This window comes from Chelativorans multitrophicus (genome assembly GCF_011317445.1).
GTDB lineage: Bacteria > Pseudomonadota > Alphaproteobacteria > Rhizobiales > Rhizobiaceae > Chelativorans > Chelativorans multitrophicus.
This window is the reverse complement of the sequence record NZ_JAAAPL010000001.1, coordinates 156,234-171,990: the sequence shown is the minus strand read 5'-3', so window position 1 is coordinate 171,990 and position 15,757 is coordinate 156,234. Positions and strand designations below refer to the sequence as shown.

16 protein-coding genes are annotated in these 15,757 nt (G+C 61.3%); 14 read left to right on the top strand and 2 right to left on the bottom strand.

Going from position 1 to position 15,757, the window contains the following annotated elements; genetic code table 11:
- Window positions 1-44: 44 nt before the first annotated feature.
- From GNP00_RS00790 to lpxB, 14 genes are all read left to right on the top strand, one after another.
- Window positions 45-896 carry a cell envelope integrity EipB family protein gene (locus GNP00_RS00790; RefSeq protein ID WP_246259326.1) on the top strand — a complete coding sequence of 284 codons (852 nt, stop codon included), beginning with the start codon at window positions 45-47 and terminating at the stop codon, window positions 894-896.
- Between the two features lie 156 nt (window positions 897-1,052).
- The gene (gene rpsB, locus GNP00_RS00785; protein ID WP_011580720.1) at window positions 1,053-1,856 is read left to right on the top strand and encodes a 30S ribosomal protein S2; all 804 of its coding nucleotides are present in this window, start codon (window positions 1,053-1,055) and stop codon (window positions 1,854-1,856) included.
- A gap of 83 nt (window positions 1,857-1,939) precedes the next feature.
- Window positions 1,940-2,863 carry a translation elongation factor Ts gene (gene tsf / locus GNP00_RS00780; protein WP_011580721.1) on the top strand — a complete coding sequence of 308 codons (924 nt, stop codon included), beginning with the start codon at window positions 1,940-1,942 and terminating at the stop codon, window positions 2,861-2,863.
- Window positions 2,864-2,994: 131 nt separating this feature from the next.
- Window positions 2,995-3,738, top strand: a complete 744-nt coding sequence (pyrH, locus tag GNP00_RS00775) for a UMP kinase (RefSeq protein WP_011580722.1) — start codon at window positions 2,995-2,997, stop codon at window positions 3,736-3,738.
- Window positions 3,739-3,750: 12 nt separating this feature from the next.
- Window positions 3,751-4,311: a ribosome recycling factor gene (gene frr / locus GNP00_RS00770; protein ID WP_011580723.1), complete on the top strand. Its 561-nt coding sequence runs from the start codon at window positions 3,751-3,753 to the stop codon at window positions 4,309-4,311.
- A gap of 37 nt (window positions 4,312-4,348) precedes the next feature.
- Window positions 4,349-5,071 (top strand): isoprenyl transferase, encoded by a 723-nt coding sequence (locus tag GNP00_RS00765; protein WP_083764583.1) that lies wholly within the window; start codon window positions 4,349-4,351, stop codon window positions 5,069-5,071.
- A complete protein-coding gene (locus GNP00_RS00760) occupies window positions 5,068-5,925 on the top strand; it encodes a phosphatidate cytidylyltransferase (protein ID WP_011580725.1) in 858 nt (285 codons plus the stop codon). Before GNP00_RS00765 ends, GNP00_RS00760 begins: the two co-directional genes overlap by 4 nt.
- Before the next feature lie 78 nt (window positions 5,926-6,003).
- Entirely contained in the window at window positions 6,004-7,143 is a 1,140-nt protein-coding gene (gene rseP / locus GNP00_RS00755) for an RIP metalloprotease RseP (RefSeq protein WP_011580726.1), read from the top strand.
- 268 nt (window positions 7,144-7,411) lie between these two features.
- A complete protein-coding gene (bamA, locus tag GNP00_RS00750) occupies window positions 7,412-9,778 on the top strand; it encodes an outer membrane protein assembly factor BamA (RefSeq protein ID WP_166015689.1) in 2,367 nt (788 codons plus the stop codon).
- 56 nt (window positions 9,779-9,834) lie between these two features.
- On the top strand, window positions 9,835-10,887 hold the full coding sequence (gene lpxD, locus GNP00_RS00745) for a UDP-3-O-(3-hydroxymyristoyl)glucosamine N-acyltransferase (protein ID WP_041544656.1): 1,053 nt from the start codon (window positions 9,835-9,837) through the stop codon (window positions 10,885-10,887).
- On the top strand, window positions 10,887-11,357 hold the full coding sequence (fabZ, locus tag GNP00_RS00740) for a 3-hydroxyacyl-ACP dehydratase FabZ (protein ID WP_011580729.1): 471 nt from the start codon (window positions 10,887-10,889) through the stop codon (window positions 11,355-11,357). Before lpxD ends, fabZ begins: the two co-directional genes overlap by 1 nt.
- A gap of 7 nt (window positions 11,358-11,364) precedes the next feature.
- Window positions 11,365-12,198: an acyl-ACP--UDP-N-acetylglucosamine O-acyltransferase gene (gene lpxA, locus GNP00_RS00735; RefSeq protein ID WP_011580730.1), complete on the top strand. Its 834-nt coding sequence runs from the start codon at window positions 11,365-11,367 to the stop codon at window positions 12,196-12,198.
- Entirely contained in the window at window positions 12,179-13,072 is an 894-nt protein-coding gene (locus tag GNP00_RS00730) for an LpxI family protein (protein ID WP_011580731.1), read from the top strand. Before lpxA ends, GNP00_RS00730 begins: the two co-directional genes overlap by 20 nt.
- Window positions 13,069-14,247, top strand: coding sequence for a lipid-A-disaccharide synthase (lpxB, locus tag GNP00_RS00725; RefSeq protein ID WP_011580732.1), 1,179 nt, complete (start codon window positions 13,069-13,071; stop codon window positions 14,245-14,247). Before GNP00_RS00730 ends, lpxB begins: the two co-directional genes overlap by 4 nt.
- A gap of 16 nt (window positions 14,248-14,263) precedes the next feature.
- On the opposite strand, the gene GNP00_RS00720 is transcribed toward lpxB, so the two are convergent.
- Together GNP00_RS00720 and GNP00_RS00715 are read right to left on the bottom strand one after the other, a co-directional pair.
- Window positions 14,264-15,070 carry a DUF72 domain-containing protein gene (locus GNP00_RS00720; RefSeq protein WP_011580733.1) on the bottom strand — a complete coding sequence of 269 codons (807 nt, stop codon included), beginning with the start codon at window positions 15,068-15,070 and terminating at the stop codon, window positions 14,264-14,266.
- 10 nt (window positions 15,071-15,080) lie between these two features.
- On the bottom strand, window positions 15,081-15,707 hold the full coding sequence (locus tag GNP00_RS00715) for a glutathione S-transferase family protein (protein ID WP_011580734.1): 627 nt from the start codon (window positions 15,705-15,707) through the stop codon (window positions 15,081-15,083).
- Window positions 15,708-15,757: the final 50 nt, after the last annotated feature.

Genomic DNA, 15,757 nt, shown 5'->3' with positions numbered 1-15,757 from the left:
CAAAGGCCCACGGTAATCTGTTAAGCCCGATATGAAACCGTTCGATGACGGAGATGCCAATGCGCCTGTCGCGCCTCGCCCTAATTTTTGTTTCGACGTTATCGGCCACGATTGGCGCCGCCTCGGCCCAACCGCTTATGCCGCATCGGGCTGTCTACGATCTGGCACTCCTTGAAACAAGTGACGAGACCGACATCGACGGGCTGACCGGCCGCTGGGTTTTCGAATTTTCCGGTTCCGACTGTGAAGGCTACACCCTGAAGTCCCGTATTGTCATGCGCTTTGAGACGGCAGAGGGGCCGAATCTCGTGGATCAGCAGGTGACAAGCTTCGAATCCAGCGACAGCAAGACGCTGCGTTTTGTGACCAAATCCTTCGTGGATGAACAGCCGGAAAGCGAGGTGAGGGGAACGGCGAAGCTCGATGCAAACAACACGATCGTTTCCTACGAGCAGCCGGAGGCGACCGAAAAGAAGTTTGCGCCCACGCTCTTCCCGACCGCCCAATTGCGCGAGCTTTTGGAGAAGGCTCAGGCGGGCCAGCGCTTCTACGAGACCGCGATCTTCGACGGAACGGAATTCGCCGACCAGGCCGTCCAGGTATCCATCGTAGTCGGCGATCCCAAGGCGGTGGAAGGCGACGACCCGGAGAGAAAGGCGCTGGGATCACTGGCGGAGGATAAGTTCCGCCCGGTGACGGCGGCCTATTTCAACGGCACGGAAGACGATGAAGAAAAGGGTGAGGAGACCAGCGACTACAATGTGAGCTTCAAGCTGCATGAAGGCGGCGTGCAGCGCGACATGGTCATCCGTTACGCGGAGTACTCCATGACGGCAAAGCTTGTTGATTTGACTGTCTTTGATCCGCAGCCCTGCGAGCCGGAAGAGAAGAACTGATCGGGCTCAGGCTTGCATTGCCGCGCATATGCATCTATATGCGCGACCATTCCACACGCGGATCATGGGTTTCCGTCCGGGAGAAATCCGGCGGACGCCTCCGGTGGCGGCACTGCCGCCTGAGGATCCGCGGAGGCTAACCGGAAAGGACATAGAATGGCACTGCCTGATTTCAGCATGCGCCAGCTGCTTGAAGCTGGTGTTCACTTCGGCCACCAGACCCATCGCTGGAACCCGAAAATGACTCCCTACATCTTCGGGGAGCGCAACAACATCCACATCATCGATCTCAGCCAGACGGTGCCGCTGCTGCACCAGGCGCTGAAGGTCGTTTCCGACACGGTGGGACGCGGGGGCCGTCTGCTCTTCGTCGGCACCAAGCGCCAGGCATCAGACATCGTGGCCGATGCGGCGCGCCGTTCCGCACAGTATTACGTCAACTCGCGCTGGCTTGGCGGGATGCTGACGAACTGGAAGACGATTTCCAATTCGATCCAGCGCCTGCGCCGACTCGACGAGATGCTTTCGAGCGAGAATCTGGGCCTCACCAAGAAGGAGCGCCTCAACCTGGAGCGCGAGCGCGATAAGCTCGAGCGCGCGCTTGGCGGTATCCGCGACATGGGCTCCACGCCCGACATGATGTTCGTCATCGACACGAACAAGGAAGCGATCGCGGTCCAGGAAGCCCGCCGGCTGGGCATTCCGGTGATTGCCGTTATCGATTCGAACTGCGATCCGGATGTCGTCGACTACCCGATCCCCGGCAATGACGATGCCGCCCGTGCGATCGCGCTATATTGCGATCTGATCGCCAAGGCTGCCATTGACGGCATCGAGCGCCAGCAGGGCTCGCTGGGAGTTGACATCGGCGAATCTGCCGCGGCGCCTTCCGAGCCTGCGCTGGAGACTGCTTCCGCAGAAGCCACGGCGGAAGGCGAGCAGCCGGGTAGCCAAGCATAGAAAGGGTTTCTGTAGGAGACCCCTCTACCCTATTTTCCGGGTCGCCTTTCATGGCGACCCACATGAATTAAAGAGAGGCGACGATGAGCATTTCAGCTGCACTGGTCAAGCAACTGCGCGAAGTGACGGGCGCAGGCATGATGGACTGCAAGACCGCGCTTGCTGAGACTGGCGGCGATCTTGAGGCTGCGGTCGACTGGCTGCGCAAGAAGGGCATTTCCAAGGCGGACAAGAAGGCCGGCCGCACGGCGGCCGAGGGCCTTATCGGCCTTGCCGCGGATGCCACGAGCGCCGTGGCCGTCGAGGTCAACTCCGAAACCGATTTCGTGGCACGCAACGATGCGTTCCAGGAGTTGGTGCGCAATATTGCTCAGGTCGCATTGGGAACCGACGGCAATGTCGAGGCTGTTTCCGCGGCCTCGTATCCCGGCAGCGGAAAGTCCGTGGCGGATGCAGTTCGCGATGCCATCGCAACCATCGGCGAAAATATGGCGCTGCGCCGCTCCGCGAAGCTTTCGGTCAGCAAGGGCGCGGTTGCGACCTATGTGCACAACTCCGTGAGCGAAGGCCTTGGCAAGATCGGTGTTCTCGTTGCGATCGAGACCGAGGGCAACGCCGAGGCGGCCCGCAATTTCGGGCGCCAGGTGGCAATGCACGTTGCCGCGACCAACCCGCTTGCCCTGTCGGAGGCGGAGGTGGATCCGGCTGCCGTCGCCCGTGAGAAGGAGATTTTCTCCGATCAGGCCCGTCAGTCCGGAAAGCCCGAAAACATCATCGAGAAGATGGTCGAGGGCCGGCTGCGCAAATTCTATGAGGAAGTTGTGCTCGTGAAGCAGGCTTTCGTCATAAATCCGGACCTGACGATCGAGAAGGCGCTCAAAGAAGCGGAGAAGGAGATCGGTGCCCCGGCAAAGATCACCGGCTTCATCCGCTTCGCGCTTGGCGAGGGTGTCGAGCGTGAAAGCTCGGATTTCGCCGCTGAGGTCGCGGCCGCAGCCAAGAAGTAAACACCGCAATTGAGCTTCAATCGAGGGCACCGCGTGACAACGCGGTGCCCTTCGTGTAGGGCCACTTGTCTGAAGCATCGAAACGGCTCTAATCGTCTAAGAGAAGCCTGCCGATAAGAGGAGACGATCGCTTGACCCCACGATATCGCCGCGTCGTGTTGAAGGCCTCCGGCGAGGCCCTGATGGGTAAGCAGGGTTTCGGCATCGATGTTTCGGTCGTCGATCAGATTGCAGCCGATATTGCGGACGCCCTTTCGCTCGGTGTCGAGGTGGGTGTGGTCATCGGCGGCGGCAACATATTCCGCGGCGTGGCCGTCGCCTCCAAGGGCGGCGACCGGGTAACCGGCGACCACATGGGAATGCTGGCAACTGTCATCAACTCGCTGGCGCTGCGCACCTCTCTGGCTAAAATCGGCGTCGAGGCCGTGGTGCTCTCGGCGATAGCCATGCCGGAACTTTGCGAAAGTTTCTCCCAGCGCCAGGCCCTGGCCTATATGGATGCGGGCAAGGTTGTGATCTTCGCAGGCGGTACGGGCAACCCGTTTTTCACCACCGATTCCGCTGCGGCGCTGCGGGCCGCCGAAATAGGAGCCGATGCGCTCTTCAAGGGCACGCAGGTTGACGGTGTCTATTCGGCCGATCCGCGCAAGGATGCGAACGCGGTGCGTTACGATCACATCACGCACGATCAGGTGATCCGCGATGGGCTTGCCATCATGGACACCGCGGCGATTGCGCTTGCGCGTGAGAACAACATTCCGATAATCGTTTTTTCGATTCACGAAGCGGGCGGGTTTGGAGCTATTCTGCGGGGCGGAGGTCACTGCACCATCGTCGACGATGACCCGGCTGCCCAACAACAGGCAAGTGCGTAAGGAGGCTCAAAAATGCCGGATGGTATTGATTTCAAGGATCTGCACCGGCGCTTCGACGGAGCCATTGCCGCGTTCAAGCACGATATCGCATCGCTCAGGACGGGCCGGGCTTCGGCCAACCTGCTCGATCCAATTCATGTGGACGCGTATGGCGCCTCGATGCCGGTCAATCAGGTTGCCACCGTCTCCGTTCCGGAACCTCGGATGATCTCCGTCTCCGTATGGGACCAGAGCCTGGTGGGCGCGGTGGACCGGGCAATTCGCGAAGCCAATCTGGGCTTCAATCCGATCGTGGAAGGATCGACGCTTCGCATCCCGCTTCCCGAACTTAATGAGGAGCGGCGAAAGGAACTGGTGAAAATCGCTCACCAATATGCCGAGCACGCCCGTGTTGCCGCGCGTCATGTGCGCCGCGACGGCATGGAGCATCTCAAAAAGGCCGAAAAGGATGGCGAGATCAGCCAGGACGAGGCGCGCGTTCAGTCCGATCGCGTGCAAAAGATGACCGACGAGACCATCGCCGCGATCGACAAGCTCCTTGCTGAAAAGGAAGTGGAGATCTTGCAGGTCTGATGGCCGCATAGAGCGGGCATCATCACCACAAAAGGGGATTCGAGCGGTGAAACCCGCGCATATCGCGATCATCATGGATGGAAACGGCCGCTGGGCGCGCGCCCGCGGTCTTCCGCGAAGCGCTGGTCATCGCGCGGGCGTCGAGGCGCTGCGCCGGACGGTGCGTGCCGCCGGCGAGATGGGTATCCGGTGGCTCACCGTCTACGCTTTTTCGTCCGAGAACTGGTCGCGGCCGAAATCGGAAATCAGCGACCTCATGGGGCTTTTGAAGCTGTTCATTCGCCGCGACCTGGCGGAACTGCATCAAAGCGGCGTGCGGGTGCGCATCGTCGGCAGTCGTGAGGGCCTGGAGCCCGATATTTCGGCGCTTCTGCTGGAAGCAGAGAACCTGACCGCCGGCAACACCAACATGAACCTCGCCGTCGCTTTTAACTATGGCTCACGCGATGAGATTCTGCGCGCGGCGCGCGCGGTGGCCTTGGAAGCCAAGGCAGGCCGACTCGATCCTGAGAAGATGACGGCGGAAGAATTTTCCGCGCGCCTTGATACCGTCGGGATGCCCGATCCCGATCTCATTATCCGGACGAGTGGAGAGCAGAGGCTTTCCAATTTCCTTCTTTGGCAAGCTGCTTATACGGAATTCGTGTTTCTTCCCTGCCATTGGCCGGACTTCGGTCCGGGCGATCTGGCGGCGGCCATCAGCCTTTTTGAAGAAAGGGACCGCCGCTTCGGCAGTATCGCTCAAGAAGCGGCCTCATGAGCGAGGCTGCTTCGCCGCTTGGCAGCCCCGGAACGGGCCCGAGCAACCTGACGCTTCGTATTGTTTCTGCCATCATACTGGCGCTGCTGGCGCTGGGGCTTACCTATCTGGGCGGGTTTGCATTCCGGCTTTTCGCTTCCGCGCTGGCCGTGCTTGTTTTTTATGAGTGGACTGCCATGAGGCCGGCCGAGAGCCGTATCCACACGGCTGTTTCGTGGGGCGCGCTCGCGGTTTTCCTGCTTGCTTTGCTGGCTGCCGTTTCAGCACCGGCGGCACTTGCAATGCTTCTTATCTGTTTTCTGGTGGCGCTAGTACATGGCGGCTTTTCCGGCGATGACCGGTGGAGCGCATATGGAATTGCCTATGCCGGAATACCTGCGACCGCGCTGGCTTATCTGCGCGGAGACGATAGCGCGGGTTTGATCGCGATCCTCTTCCTTTACGCCGTTGTCTGGGCCACGGATATCCTCGCCTATTTCGTTGGGCGAGCTGTTGGAGGACCGAAGCTTGCGCCGTCCATTTCTCCCGGAAAGACCTGGAGCGGCGCTGCGGGCGGCGCGGTCGGAGGCATTCTGGCCGGTGGGCTGGTCGCTTATCTTTCCGGCGCGGCGCTGCCCTTTTGGGCCGTGCTCCTTCTTGCGCTGCTGCTTTCCCTTGTGTCGCAGCTGGGTGATCTTTTCGAATCGATGATCAAGCGTCGCAGCGGCGTGAAGGATTCTGGCTCCTTCATCCCTGGCCATGGCGGCGTCATGGATCGGGTTGATGGGCTTGTCGCCGCCGCCCTGGTCCTTTATCTGCTGGGCGTCATCTTTTCAGGACACGCGGCACCCGCCGGTCTTTTCTCCCCGCGATAGGAGATATGCCACGGATTTGCCGCCTTTCGCCAGAGAACTGACACAGGGAAAATTCCGGCATCGGCTTTGGGGCTTGTTTTGGGCGACGTCACGGGCACAATCTTCGGCTTTGGCAGCTTTCTTGCGGGAACGATCGTGCCGTTCCTGTTCGTGCTGACGGTCGTCGTCTTCGTTCACGAGATGGGACATTACCTCGTCGGTCGCTGGTGCGGTATCGGAGTAAGGGCCTTCTCGATCGGCTTCGGTCCCGAGCTCGTCGGCTTCACCGACCGTCACGGCACGCGATGGAAGCTTTCGGCGATTCCGCTCGGCGGCTATGTAAAATTCGTGGGCGATGTAGGGGCCACCAGCGCGCCGGATGCCGAAGGCCTGGAGAAACTCAGCGCCGAGGAGCGGCGAACAGCCTTTCACCTGCAGCCTATATGGAAGCGGGCGGCGACGGTTTTTGCTGGCCCATTCTTCAACTTCCTTCTGACCGTCGCGGTCTTTTCGGTCATGTTTTCGCTCTTTGGCCGCTACATTTCGGACCCCATGGTGGCGGAGGTGCGGCCTGATAGCCCCGCAGCCGTCGCAGGCATCATTCCCGGCGACCGTTTCGTCTCGATCGACGGCAAACCTGTGGAAACATTCGGCGATGTGCAGCGCATCGTCTCCGGTCGGGCCGGCGATCCTCTCACATTCGTAATGGAGCGGGATGGGCGCCAAATCACCGTCACCGCCACCCCCGAACTGAGCGAGCAAGCGGACGCGCTCGGCAATCAGATCAAGATCGGCGTCATCGGCGTCATCAACAACGAGGCGCTGGGGCAGCCGCGCCTTGTCGAATACGGCCCCGTCGAGGCGGTTGGCGCGGGCATTGAGGAGACCGCGGGCGCGATTGTCCGGACAGGCCAGTTCCTACAGCGTCTGGTGGCGGGACGGGAGGACCGATGCCAGCTCGGCGGGCCGGTCAAGATCGCCGACATGGCGGGGAGGGCGGCGAGCCTTGGCTTCGAATGGCTCGTGCAGCTGGCTGCGCTTCTTTCTGTGGGTATCGGGATTCTCAATCTTCTGCCAATTCCGCCGCTTGATGGAGGACATCTCCTGTTCTACGCAATAGAGGCGGTGCTTCGCCGGCCCGTGCCGGAACAGGTGGCAGAGGCGGTTTACCGCGTGGGGATGCTTATGGTGCTGGTCTTTATGGGATTCGTCTTTTGGAACGACCTTTTCGGGTGCTAGAGTCTTTCTCGGTTCAAATTTAGCCATCAAGGCTCTAAGTTCCGACGAATCCGGGTTTGGGGGGCTGTATCGATCGCATTGTTGAGACGGTGTTTACCACGCGGAAGGAATGGCGTGACCGGAAAGCCACGCCCGCCCTTTCGGTAAATGCAAATTAACCAGAAGCCTTGCGTGTAGTGAAATTCCAGCTATTAGGGGGTAACTGATCTTGCCCGTATTCTGGATTTCTCTCGGTGGGGATAACGAGAATAGAAGGTTTTAAGGCCCAATGAAGGCAGTTTCCAGATTGATGAGCGCCGTTTCGGCGGTGGCGCTGTCTGCCGGTATCGTCGTTAGCGGCGCGATGGTTGCTGAGCTAACTGCAACCGTTTCGGCCTATGCCGCGACCGTCAGCAGAATAGAGGTGCGGGGGAACCGTCGGGTGGATGCGGAGACGATTCGCAACCAAGTCGGCATTCGTCCCGGCCAGAACTTCACCACGGCCGATGTGGACGAGGCTGTGAAGCGCCTTTTCGCAACGGGCCTGTTCGCCGACGTTTCAATCACCCAGCAGGGCGGCGCGCTTGTCGTCTCAGTTGACGAATACGCAATCGTCAACCAGGTGCTCTTCCAGGGCAACAGGAAGGTCAAGGACCAGACCCTTTCCGAGGCGATCCAGCTGAAGCCCCGTTCTGCTTTCTCCAATCAGCTCGTGGAGAGCGATGCGGAGGTGATCCGCGAGGCTTACCGGCGCGTCGGACGCGACGAGGCGACGGTGACGAGCGAGGTCCAGGACTTGGGCGAGGGCCGGGTCAATGTGATCTTCCACGTCCAGGAAGGCGACCGCACCAAGATCACCGAGATCAATTTCGAGGGCAACACGGCGTTCAGCGACCGGCGCTTGCGGGACGTCATTACGACCAAGCGGTCGAATGTCTTCTCGTTCATGATGCGCAACGACGTGTATGATGAGGCCCGGCTGCAGGCGGACGAGGAACTGCTCCGCCGCTTCTACTACAATCGCGGATATGCCGATTTCCGCGTGATCTCCTCCGATGCGCAATTGGTGGACAACAAATACACCATCACCATCATGGTCGATGAAGGTCAGCGCTACACCTTCGGCGACGTGAGCATCGAATCGACCATTCCGGGCGTCGATGTCAGCGCGTTGCAGTCCGCCTTGAAGACACGTCAGGGTGCGGTCTATAGCGCCGAGGATGTCGAACAGTCGATCATCGGTCTTACGGAAGATGTGGCCGGCCATGGCTATGCGTTTGCTCAGGTCACTCCGCGAGGCAACCGCGACTTTCAGAACCGCACGATCTCGGTCGTCTACTCCATCGACGAAGGCCCGCGCGCCTATGTCGAACGCATTGAGATTCGCGGCAACAACCGCACGCGCGACTATGTGATCCGCCGCGAGTTCGACGTCAGCGAAGGTGACGCTTTCAATCAGATCCTCATCCAGCGGGCCAAGCGCCGCCTTGAGAGGCTGAACTTCTTCCAAACGGTGAACATCACCACCGTGCCGGGCTCGCAGCCCGATCAGGTGGTTCTGGTCGTCGATGTTGTGGAAAAGTCGACGGGCGAATTCTCGATCGGCGCCGGCTATACGACCAGCGCCTCTTCCGGCAGCAGCGGCGGCTTCTCGGTCGAAGGATCCGTGACCGAGCGCAACTTCCTCGGCCGCGGTCAGTTCATCCGCTTCGCCGCGGCGGGCGGCGAGAAATCGCGTGACTATACCTTCTCCTTCACGGAACCGTATTTCCTGGGCCGGCGCATCGCGGCGGGCTTCGATGTCTTCCGCAATACCCGTACCTTCGAGGATTCGGACGGCGACAACATCTACGACCGTGAGGTTACCGGCGGTACCGTACGGTTCGGCCTGCCGATCACCGATGCACTCACAGCACAGCTCGCCTACAATCTGACGCAGGAAGAGTACGAGCGTCTCGCCGATTCATCGGACCTGTCGACCGGCATCAACCAGGCGCTTGATCAAGGCAAATGGGTGAAGTCGTCGGTTAGCGCCTCGTTGATCTATAACACGATCGACAACATGCAGAACCCGCATGACGGCATCTACGCTAACCTCACGACGGAGATCGCCGGCCTCGGCGGCGATGCGAAGTGGGCGAAATTTACGGCGCGTGCAAACTACTATCGTACGCTGTCCGATGAGCTCGATCTGGTCGGTCTGTTGACGGTTGGCGGCGGTCACATAGTCGCCTTTGGCGATGAACCGCTTCGGATCTTCGATCAGTTCAACAGCAACGACCGCATCATTCGCGGCTTCGAGTACAATGGCATTGGTCCATTCGAGCTGAGGTCTGCTGGCGACGACGATCGCGATTATCTCGGCGGCACGACCTACTTCCATGCTTCGGCGGAAGCGCAGTTCCCGCTGCCCATCGTGCCGGAGAGCTTCGGTCTGCGTGGTGCGGTCTTCGCAGACGCCGCGACGCTTTATGGCAGCGATTATACCAGTCCCCTCGTGAGGGGGACCGATATGGAGTGGCGTGCCTCCGTGGGCGCAAGCCTTATCTGGGCCTCGCCGTTCGGTCCGCTGCGCGTCGACTATGCCGAACCGGTGGTCAAGGAAGATACCGATCGCATTCGCCACTGGAATTTCGGCATCTCCACCCGGTTTTAGGGCTTCACCGTATGTTGTCCGGGCGGCCTGACGGTGCGCCCGGACGAGAAGGCATCATGACGGAACCGGCTTTTTTTGCTCCCGCACGCCGCTTTGAGGTGGGCGAGATTGCTGCCTTGACGGGCGCGCGCCTGAGGGATGCCTCGCAGGAAAAGATCACGATCAGCCGATTGGCGCCCGCTGCCGAGGGCGGCGAGGAAACATTGGTTTTCATCGACGGAAGGCGCCATGCCTCCCGGATTGGTTCGGTGCGCGCGGCGGCGCTCTTGTGCTCGGAAGAGTTGGCGGAAAATGCGCCGGACGGGGTCGCGGTGCTTGTCAGCCCGAAGCCGCAGCAGGCCTTTGCCATGGTGGCGCGCCTCCTCTTTCCCGAGGCAAACCGGCCGCAGCCGGTAACTGGCGAGACGGGGGTCTCCCCACGGGCCGTGATCGCCGAGGGAGCTGTCGTCGAGGACGGCGCGATCATAGAGGCAGGCGCGGTGATCGGCGTCGGCGCCTCGGTGGGGCGCGGAACGATTGTGGGCCCAAACACCGTTATCGGCGCCCGCTGCAGCATCGGCCGCGACGGCTATGTGGGGCCGAACGTGATGCTGCAATATGCTGTCATCGGAGATCGCGTCATTATCCATCCTGGCGCGCAGATCGGGCAGGACGGGTTCGGCTTCCTGCCGGGGCCGAACGGGTTCGAGAAGAACCCGCAGATCGGCCGCGTGATCATTCAGGATGACGTTGAAATCGGCGCCAACACCACCATCGACCGCGGCGCTCTGTCCGACACCATAATCGGCGAGGGCACCAAGATCGATAATCTTGTGCAAATCGGGCACAACGTGCATATCGGCCGACGCTGCGTCATCGCCGGCCTTTGCGGTCTCTCGGGCTCGGTTAAGCTCGGCGACTATGTCATGCTCGGCGGGCAGGTGGGCATTGCCGATCACATTACGATCGGCAATCGCGCGCAGCTCGCCGCCTCGAGCGGTGTGATGGACGATGTACCCGAAGGCGAAAGATGGGCCGGCGTGCCGGCCAAGCCCATGCGGCAGGCGTTCCGCGAAATCGCGGCGCTGCGCAGCCTGGTGCAGGATATGCGGAAGGGGAGTAAGGGATAATGGCCGACGGTGTGTCGCCCGCGATGGAAAGCCTCGACATTTTGAACGTGCTGCGACTCCTGCCGCACCGCTATCCATTTCTGCTGGTGGACAGGATTGTAGAAATAGATGGCGACAACTCAGCCATCGGCATCAAGAATGTCACGGTGAACGAGCCCCACTTCATGGGGCATTTCCCGGAGCGTCCGGTCATGCCGGGGGTGCTGATCATCGAGGCTATGGCCCAGACCGCAGGAGCCATCTGCATTCAGCATGCAAAGCAAATAAAGCCGTCGGTCGTCTATTTTCTGACAATTGAGAATGCGAAGTTTCGCAAGCCCGTGGTGCCGGGCGACAGAATGGAAATCCATGTGAAGAAGGTGAAGCAGCGCGGCATGATCTGGAAGTTTGCCTGCGAGGCGATAGTAGACGGCGGAAAGGTTGCGGAGGCCATGATCTCGGCCCTGCTCTCGGCCGAAGAACCGGAATGACCTGACGATGGCGGAAGCGTTCATCCACCCGACGGCGATAGTCGAAGAAGGGGCCGTACTTGGTGCCGGCGTAAGAATCGGGCCGTTCTGCCATGTCTCCGCTGAAGCGGTGCTTGGGGATGGGGTGGAGCTGATCGGGCACGTGACTGTTCTTGGCGCGACCACTCTGGGCGCCGGTTGTCAGGTCTATCCCACAGCCGTGCTGGGCGGAGCGCCGCAGAATTACAAGCATGAGGGCGGCCCAACGACGCTTACCGTCGGGCGCGACTGCATCATCCGCGAGGGTGTCACCCTTCATAGGGGCACGGATACGAGCCGCGGCAAGACCACCATCGGCGATAATTGCATGTTCATGGCCTACAGCCATGTGGCGCATGATTGCGACGTGGGCAGCAACGTGACCATGGCGAATTGTGCTTGCCTGGGAGGCCATGTCACGGTCGGCGATGGCGTCATCATTTCCGGTTACGCGGCGGTTCACCAGTTTGTACGGGTCGGTCACCACGCCTTCCTTGCCGGTTACGCGGCGGTCGTGGGGGATGTCATCCCCTATGGCATGGCAGTGGGGGACCGGGCCAAATTGCGCGGGCTGAACGTGATCGGCATGAAGCGCAGCGGAATGGCGCGGCCGGACATCATGCAGATCCGAAAGGCATATCGCCTCCTTTTTTCGGAGGAACAGCCGCTTGCACAGAATATCGAGCGCGTGCGGCAGGAGTTCGGCGGCTCGGCACTGGTTATGGATATCCTTGACTTCATGGCGGGCCGCGAACGCAAATATTTCGTTCTGCCAGCGCGGGGAGCGTCCGTGGAAGAGGACGATGAGCACGGAGGCGCATGAGCCGCGCGCGATCGATCTGACGGCGGGAGACCGGATCGCCGTCGTCGCGGGAAGCGGGCTCTTGCCGAGGGAAGTTGCAAACGGCCTTGTCCGCGCCGGGCACCGACCGCTCGTCGTCGCCATCACCGGCGAAGCAGACCTTGAGGACGAACCGGCCCGCTATGATTTTATGCGTGTGACCCATGAGGAACTGGGAAAGCTTCTCTCGATTCTGAAGCGCAGGGGCGTAACGCATCTCGTGCTCGCCGGCGGTGTAGCGCGCCGGCCGCCGCTTAGCACTCTTCGCTACAGCCCGAAAATTCTTTTGTATTTGCCCCGTTTGGCTGCCGGCTACGCACGCGGAGACGACGGTTTGCTGAGGGCCATTATCGGATTCATCGAGTCCTATGGGATCAAGCCTGTCGGCGCCCATGAGGTGGTGCCGGAATTGCTCGCGCCCGCGGGCCTGCTCACCGGGACGGCTCCCACCTCTTCCGACGAGAAGGATATTTCCGCCGCCATCGCCGCTGCTCGCGCCATCGGCCGGCTGGATATCGGCCAGGCGGCGGTTGCCGTGGGCGGCCGCGTGATTGCGCTGGAGGATATCGAGGGAACGGACGGTCTGTTGCGCCGCGCCAAGGCGTTGCGCACGCATGGGCGGCTTGCCGGTAAGACGCGGGGAGTGCTCGTGAAATGCGCCAAGCCGGCCCAGGAGCTGCGCGTGGATTTGCCGACCATCGGCCCACAAACCGTAAAGGATGCTCACGAGGCGGGGCTCGCAGGCATCGCGGTTGAGAGCGAGCGGAGCTTGATTCTTGAGTGCGGTGAGACTGTGCGCCTTGCGAACCTCCTTGGGCTTTTTCTGCTGGGTTTTAAGAGAGGGCGCGACGAATGAGTGAGGTCCGCCCACTGCGCATCGCGGTGATCGCCGGCGAGGAATCGGGCGACCTGCTCGGCGCGGATCTGGTGGACACCATTAAGCGGCAGACTGGCCGCCCTGTTGAGCTTCTGGGCGTCGGCGGGCGTAATCTGCAAGCGCTCGGCCTTCGATCGCTTTTCAGCGCCGACGACATCGCCATCATGGGCATTTCCGCCGTGCTGCGAGACCTGCCGCGGCTTTTAAAGCGCATCAGCGATGCCGCCAAGGCGATCGCTGCGGCCAAACCCGACTGCCTCGTGACGATCGACAGCCCGGATTTCGGCCTGCGTGTGGCGCGGAAGGTGAGGGCGGCCGAGCCTGCCGTCCCGATCGTTCATTATGTAAGCCCAAGCGTATGGGCATGGCGGCCTGGCCGGGCAGCCGCCATGCGGCCTTATGTCGATCATGTGCTGTGCCTCCTGCCGTTCGAGCCCAAGGAGCTTGCCCGCCTCGGCGGCCCTCCTGGCACCTTTGTCGGTCATCGCCTCACGAGCGATCCCGATCTGGCAGCCGCTGCGCGCGCGCAACTCGGTCGCAAAGGGAAAGGGCAGCGGGAACGGAAAACGCTTCTTTTGCTGCCAGGCTCTCGCAAGGGAGAGGTGCGGCGCCTGATCGGCCCTTTCGGCGAAACGGTAAGGGAGCTCGCCGCCGCCGGCCACGGATTCGATCTCCTGTTGCCCACCGTTCCCCATGTCGCGGCGCTTGTGGAGGAAGGTGTGCGCGATTGGCCGGTACGGCCGGAAATCATTCTGGACCGGGAAGGCAAGTGGCGCGCCTTTGCAGCGGCCGATGCGGCTCTGGCCTGCTCGGGAACCGTGGCTCTGGAACTGGCGCTTTCGCGCGTACCTTTTATCAGCGTCTACAAGACGGATACGATCGGCGGCATGGTCGGCCCGCTGCTGGTCAAGGTTTGGTCGGCATCGCTGCCGAACCTGATTGCCGGCTGGCCCGTCGTTCCGGAGTTCTTCAACGAGTTCGTGCGGCCTGCCTATCTTGCAAGGCTGCTTCCCAAACTTTGGCAGGATACGCCAACCCGCCGCGCTCAGCGCGAGGGATTTGCCGAGGTGGCGGAGGCGGTCGCCGGTCCAAAGCCTTCGGGCGAAATCGCCGCCGAGGTCGTTTTGCGCACCGCCGGAGCGATGAAGGAATAGGCTTTCGCAGCTTCGCTTACTTGTCCACGCGCTCCATGAGGGCCCGGGCCGCATGTGGCGCGCGGATTTTGCCTTCGTGAATGAAATAGACGAAAACGTCGCGCGGACGCGCCTCGATCTTAACCGTCTCGTCCGCCAGCGGCAGGTCGCCGGGCATCCCTCCCTCGGCCCAAATCTTCGCCCGGTCGGCCCAGGCATCGAGATCGGCCGGCGTGTAGGCGGTTGGGATGGTATCTTCGCCACGCTGCAGCCGCGCATAGACAAAATCGGCCGTCACATCCGCAATCTCCGGATAGGTGAAGTGATGCGCGTAGCAGACGGCCGCTCCGTATTTGCGGGCCAATGCGGCAAATTCCGGCGCGACAAAGGAAGCATGCCGAACCTCCAGCACATGGCGCAGCGGCACGCCGTCCTGCTTTTCCGGCAGAAGCTTCAGAAAGCTCTCGAAGTCCTCCGGGTCGAACTTCTTGGTGGGCGCAAACTGCCAGACGATGGGGCCCAGCTTTTCACCCAGCACCGCAGGACCTGATTCGAGGAAGCGGGTGATCGACTCGCCGGCTTCGCCCAAGACCCGCCGATTGGTGGCGAAGCGGATCGCCTTGACGGAGAAGACGAAACCGTCGGGCGTCTCGGCCGCCCATTTGGCATATGTGTCCGGCCTGAAGGTCGAGTAATAGGTGCCGTTGACCTCGATGGTGGGGATCTGGCGGCTGGCATATTCGAGCTGCCGTTTTTTCGGAAGGTCGTCGGGATAAAACGTGCCTTCCCATGGTTCGAAGGTCCAGCCGCCGATGCCGGCGCGGATGGTGCCGGATGTGGTCATGCGATCGCTCCTAAGCTGGCGGTACGAAGGGCTGGGAGATCAGATTGAACGCCGGCAATGCTTCGAGCCGGCCCGCATGATCACGTAGGGCCGGATGGCCGTTCATATCGATCATGCCGGGATGCGCCTCGGCAAGATGGCGCAGCATGGCGGCGACCGCAATATCGGCGTGGCCGATATCACGGCCGAACCAATATTCTCCGGTCCGGTTCGCGCGATCCGCTTCGAGCACGGCGATCGTAGCTTTGATCTGCGCCCGGCACCGGTCGACCCAGACCTGCGAAACTTCGCGATGCATACGTATTTCATAGAACAAACTGACAGCCTTGTCGGATATACCAGTCGCCAGAGCCGTGACTTTCACCGCTTGATGGCGAGCATGCTCTTCGGCCGGCATCAGCCGTTGAGCATGAGGCACCAGGGTGTCCAGATGATCGAGGATGTTTTGGCTCTCGATGAGGACATCGCCGTTGTCAAGCACCAGCGTCGGCACCCGGATGAGAGGATTGTATTTTCCGATCTTCTCCGCGTCGCCAAATGTAGACCATGGCCGGTGTTCGAAGGGCAGGGCATAAAGCGTCATTGCTATGCCGACACGCCGCACGAATGGCGAGTCATACTGGCCGATAAGGATCATCCCCTTCATCCTCCAAAGCTCAAGCGGACCAGGCGATTGGCGCGCCGCGA

Bases quoted from the DNA above. Each gene is read 5' to 3' on its own strand.
- GNP00_RS00790 (WP_246259326.1), top strand. From the start codon at position 45: ATGACGGAGATGCCAATGCGCCTGTCGCGCCTCGCCCTAATTTTTGTT.
- rpsB (WP_011580720.1), top strand. From the start codon at position 1,053: ATGGCACTGCCTGATTTCAGCATGCGCCAGCTGCTTGAAGCTGGTGTT.
- tsf (WP_011580721.1), top strand. From the start codon at position 1,940: ATGAGCATTTCAGCTGCACTGGTCAAGCAACTGCGCGAAGTGACGGGC.
- frr (WP_011580723.1), top strand. From the start codon at position 3,751: ATGCCGGATGGTATTGATTTCAAGGATCTGCACCGGCGCTTCGACGGA.
- GNP00_RS00760 (WP_011580725.1), top strand. From the start codon at position 5,068: ATGAGCGAGGCTGCTTCGCCGCTTGGCAGCCCCGGAACGGGCCCGAGC.
- bamA (WP_166015689.1), top strand. From the start codon at position 7,412: ATGAAGGCAGTTTCCAGATTGATGAGCGCCGTTTCGGCGGTGGCGCTG.
- lpxD (WP_041544656.1), top strand. From the start codon at position 9,835: ATGACGGAACCGGCTTTTTTTGCTCCCGCACGCCGCTTTGAGGTGGGC.
- fabZ (WP_011580729.1), top strand. From the start codon at position 10,887: ATGGCCGACGGTGTGTCGCCCGCGATGGAAAGCCTCGACATTTTGAAC.
- lpxA (WP_011580730.1), top strand. From the start codon at position 11,365: ATGGCGGAAGCGTTCATCCACCCGACGGCGATAGTCGAAGAAGGGGCC.
- GNP00_RS00730 (WP_011580731.1), top strand. From the start codon at position 12,179: ATGAGCACGGAGGCGCATGAGCCGCGCGCGATCGATCTGACGGCGGGA.
- lpxB (WP_011580732.1), top strand. From the start codon at position 13,069: ATGAGTGAGGTCCGCCCACTGCGCATCGCGGTGATCGCCGGCGAGGAA.
- GNP00_RS00720 (WP_011580733.1), bottom strand. From the start codon at position 15,070: ATGACCACATCCGGCACCATCCGCGCCGGCATCGGCGGCTGGACCTTC.
- GNP00_RS00715 (WP_011580734.1), bottom strand. From the start codon at position 15,707: ATGATCCTTATCGGCCAGTATGACTCGCCATTCGTGCGGCGTGTCGGC.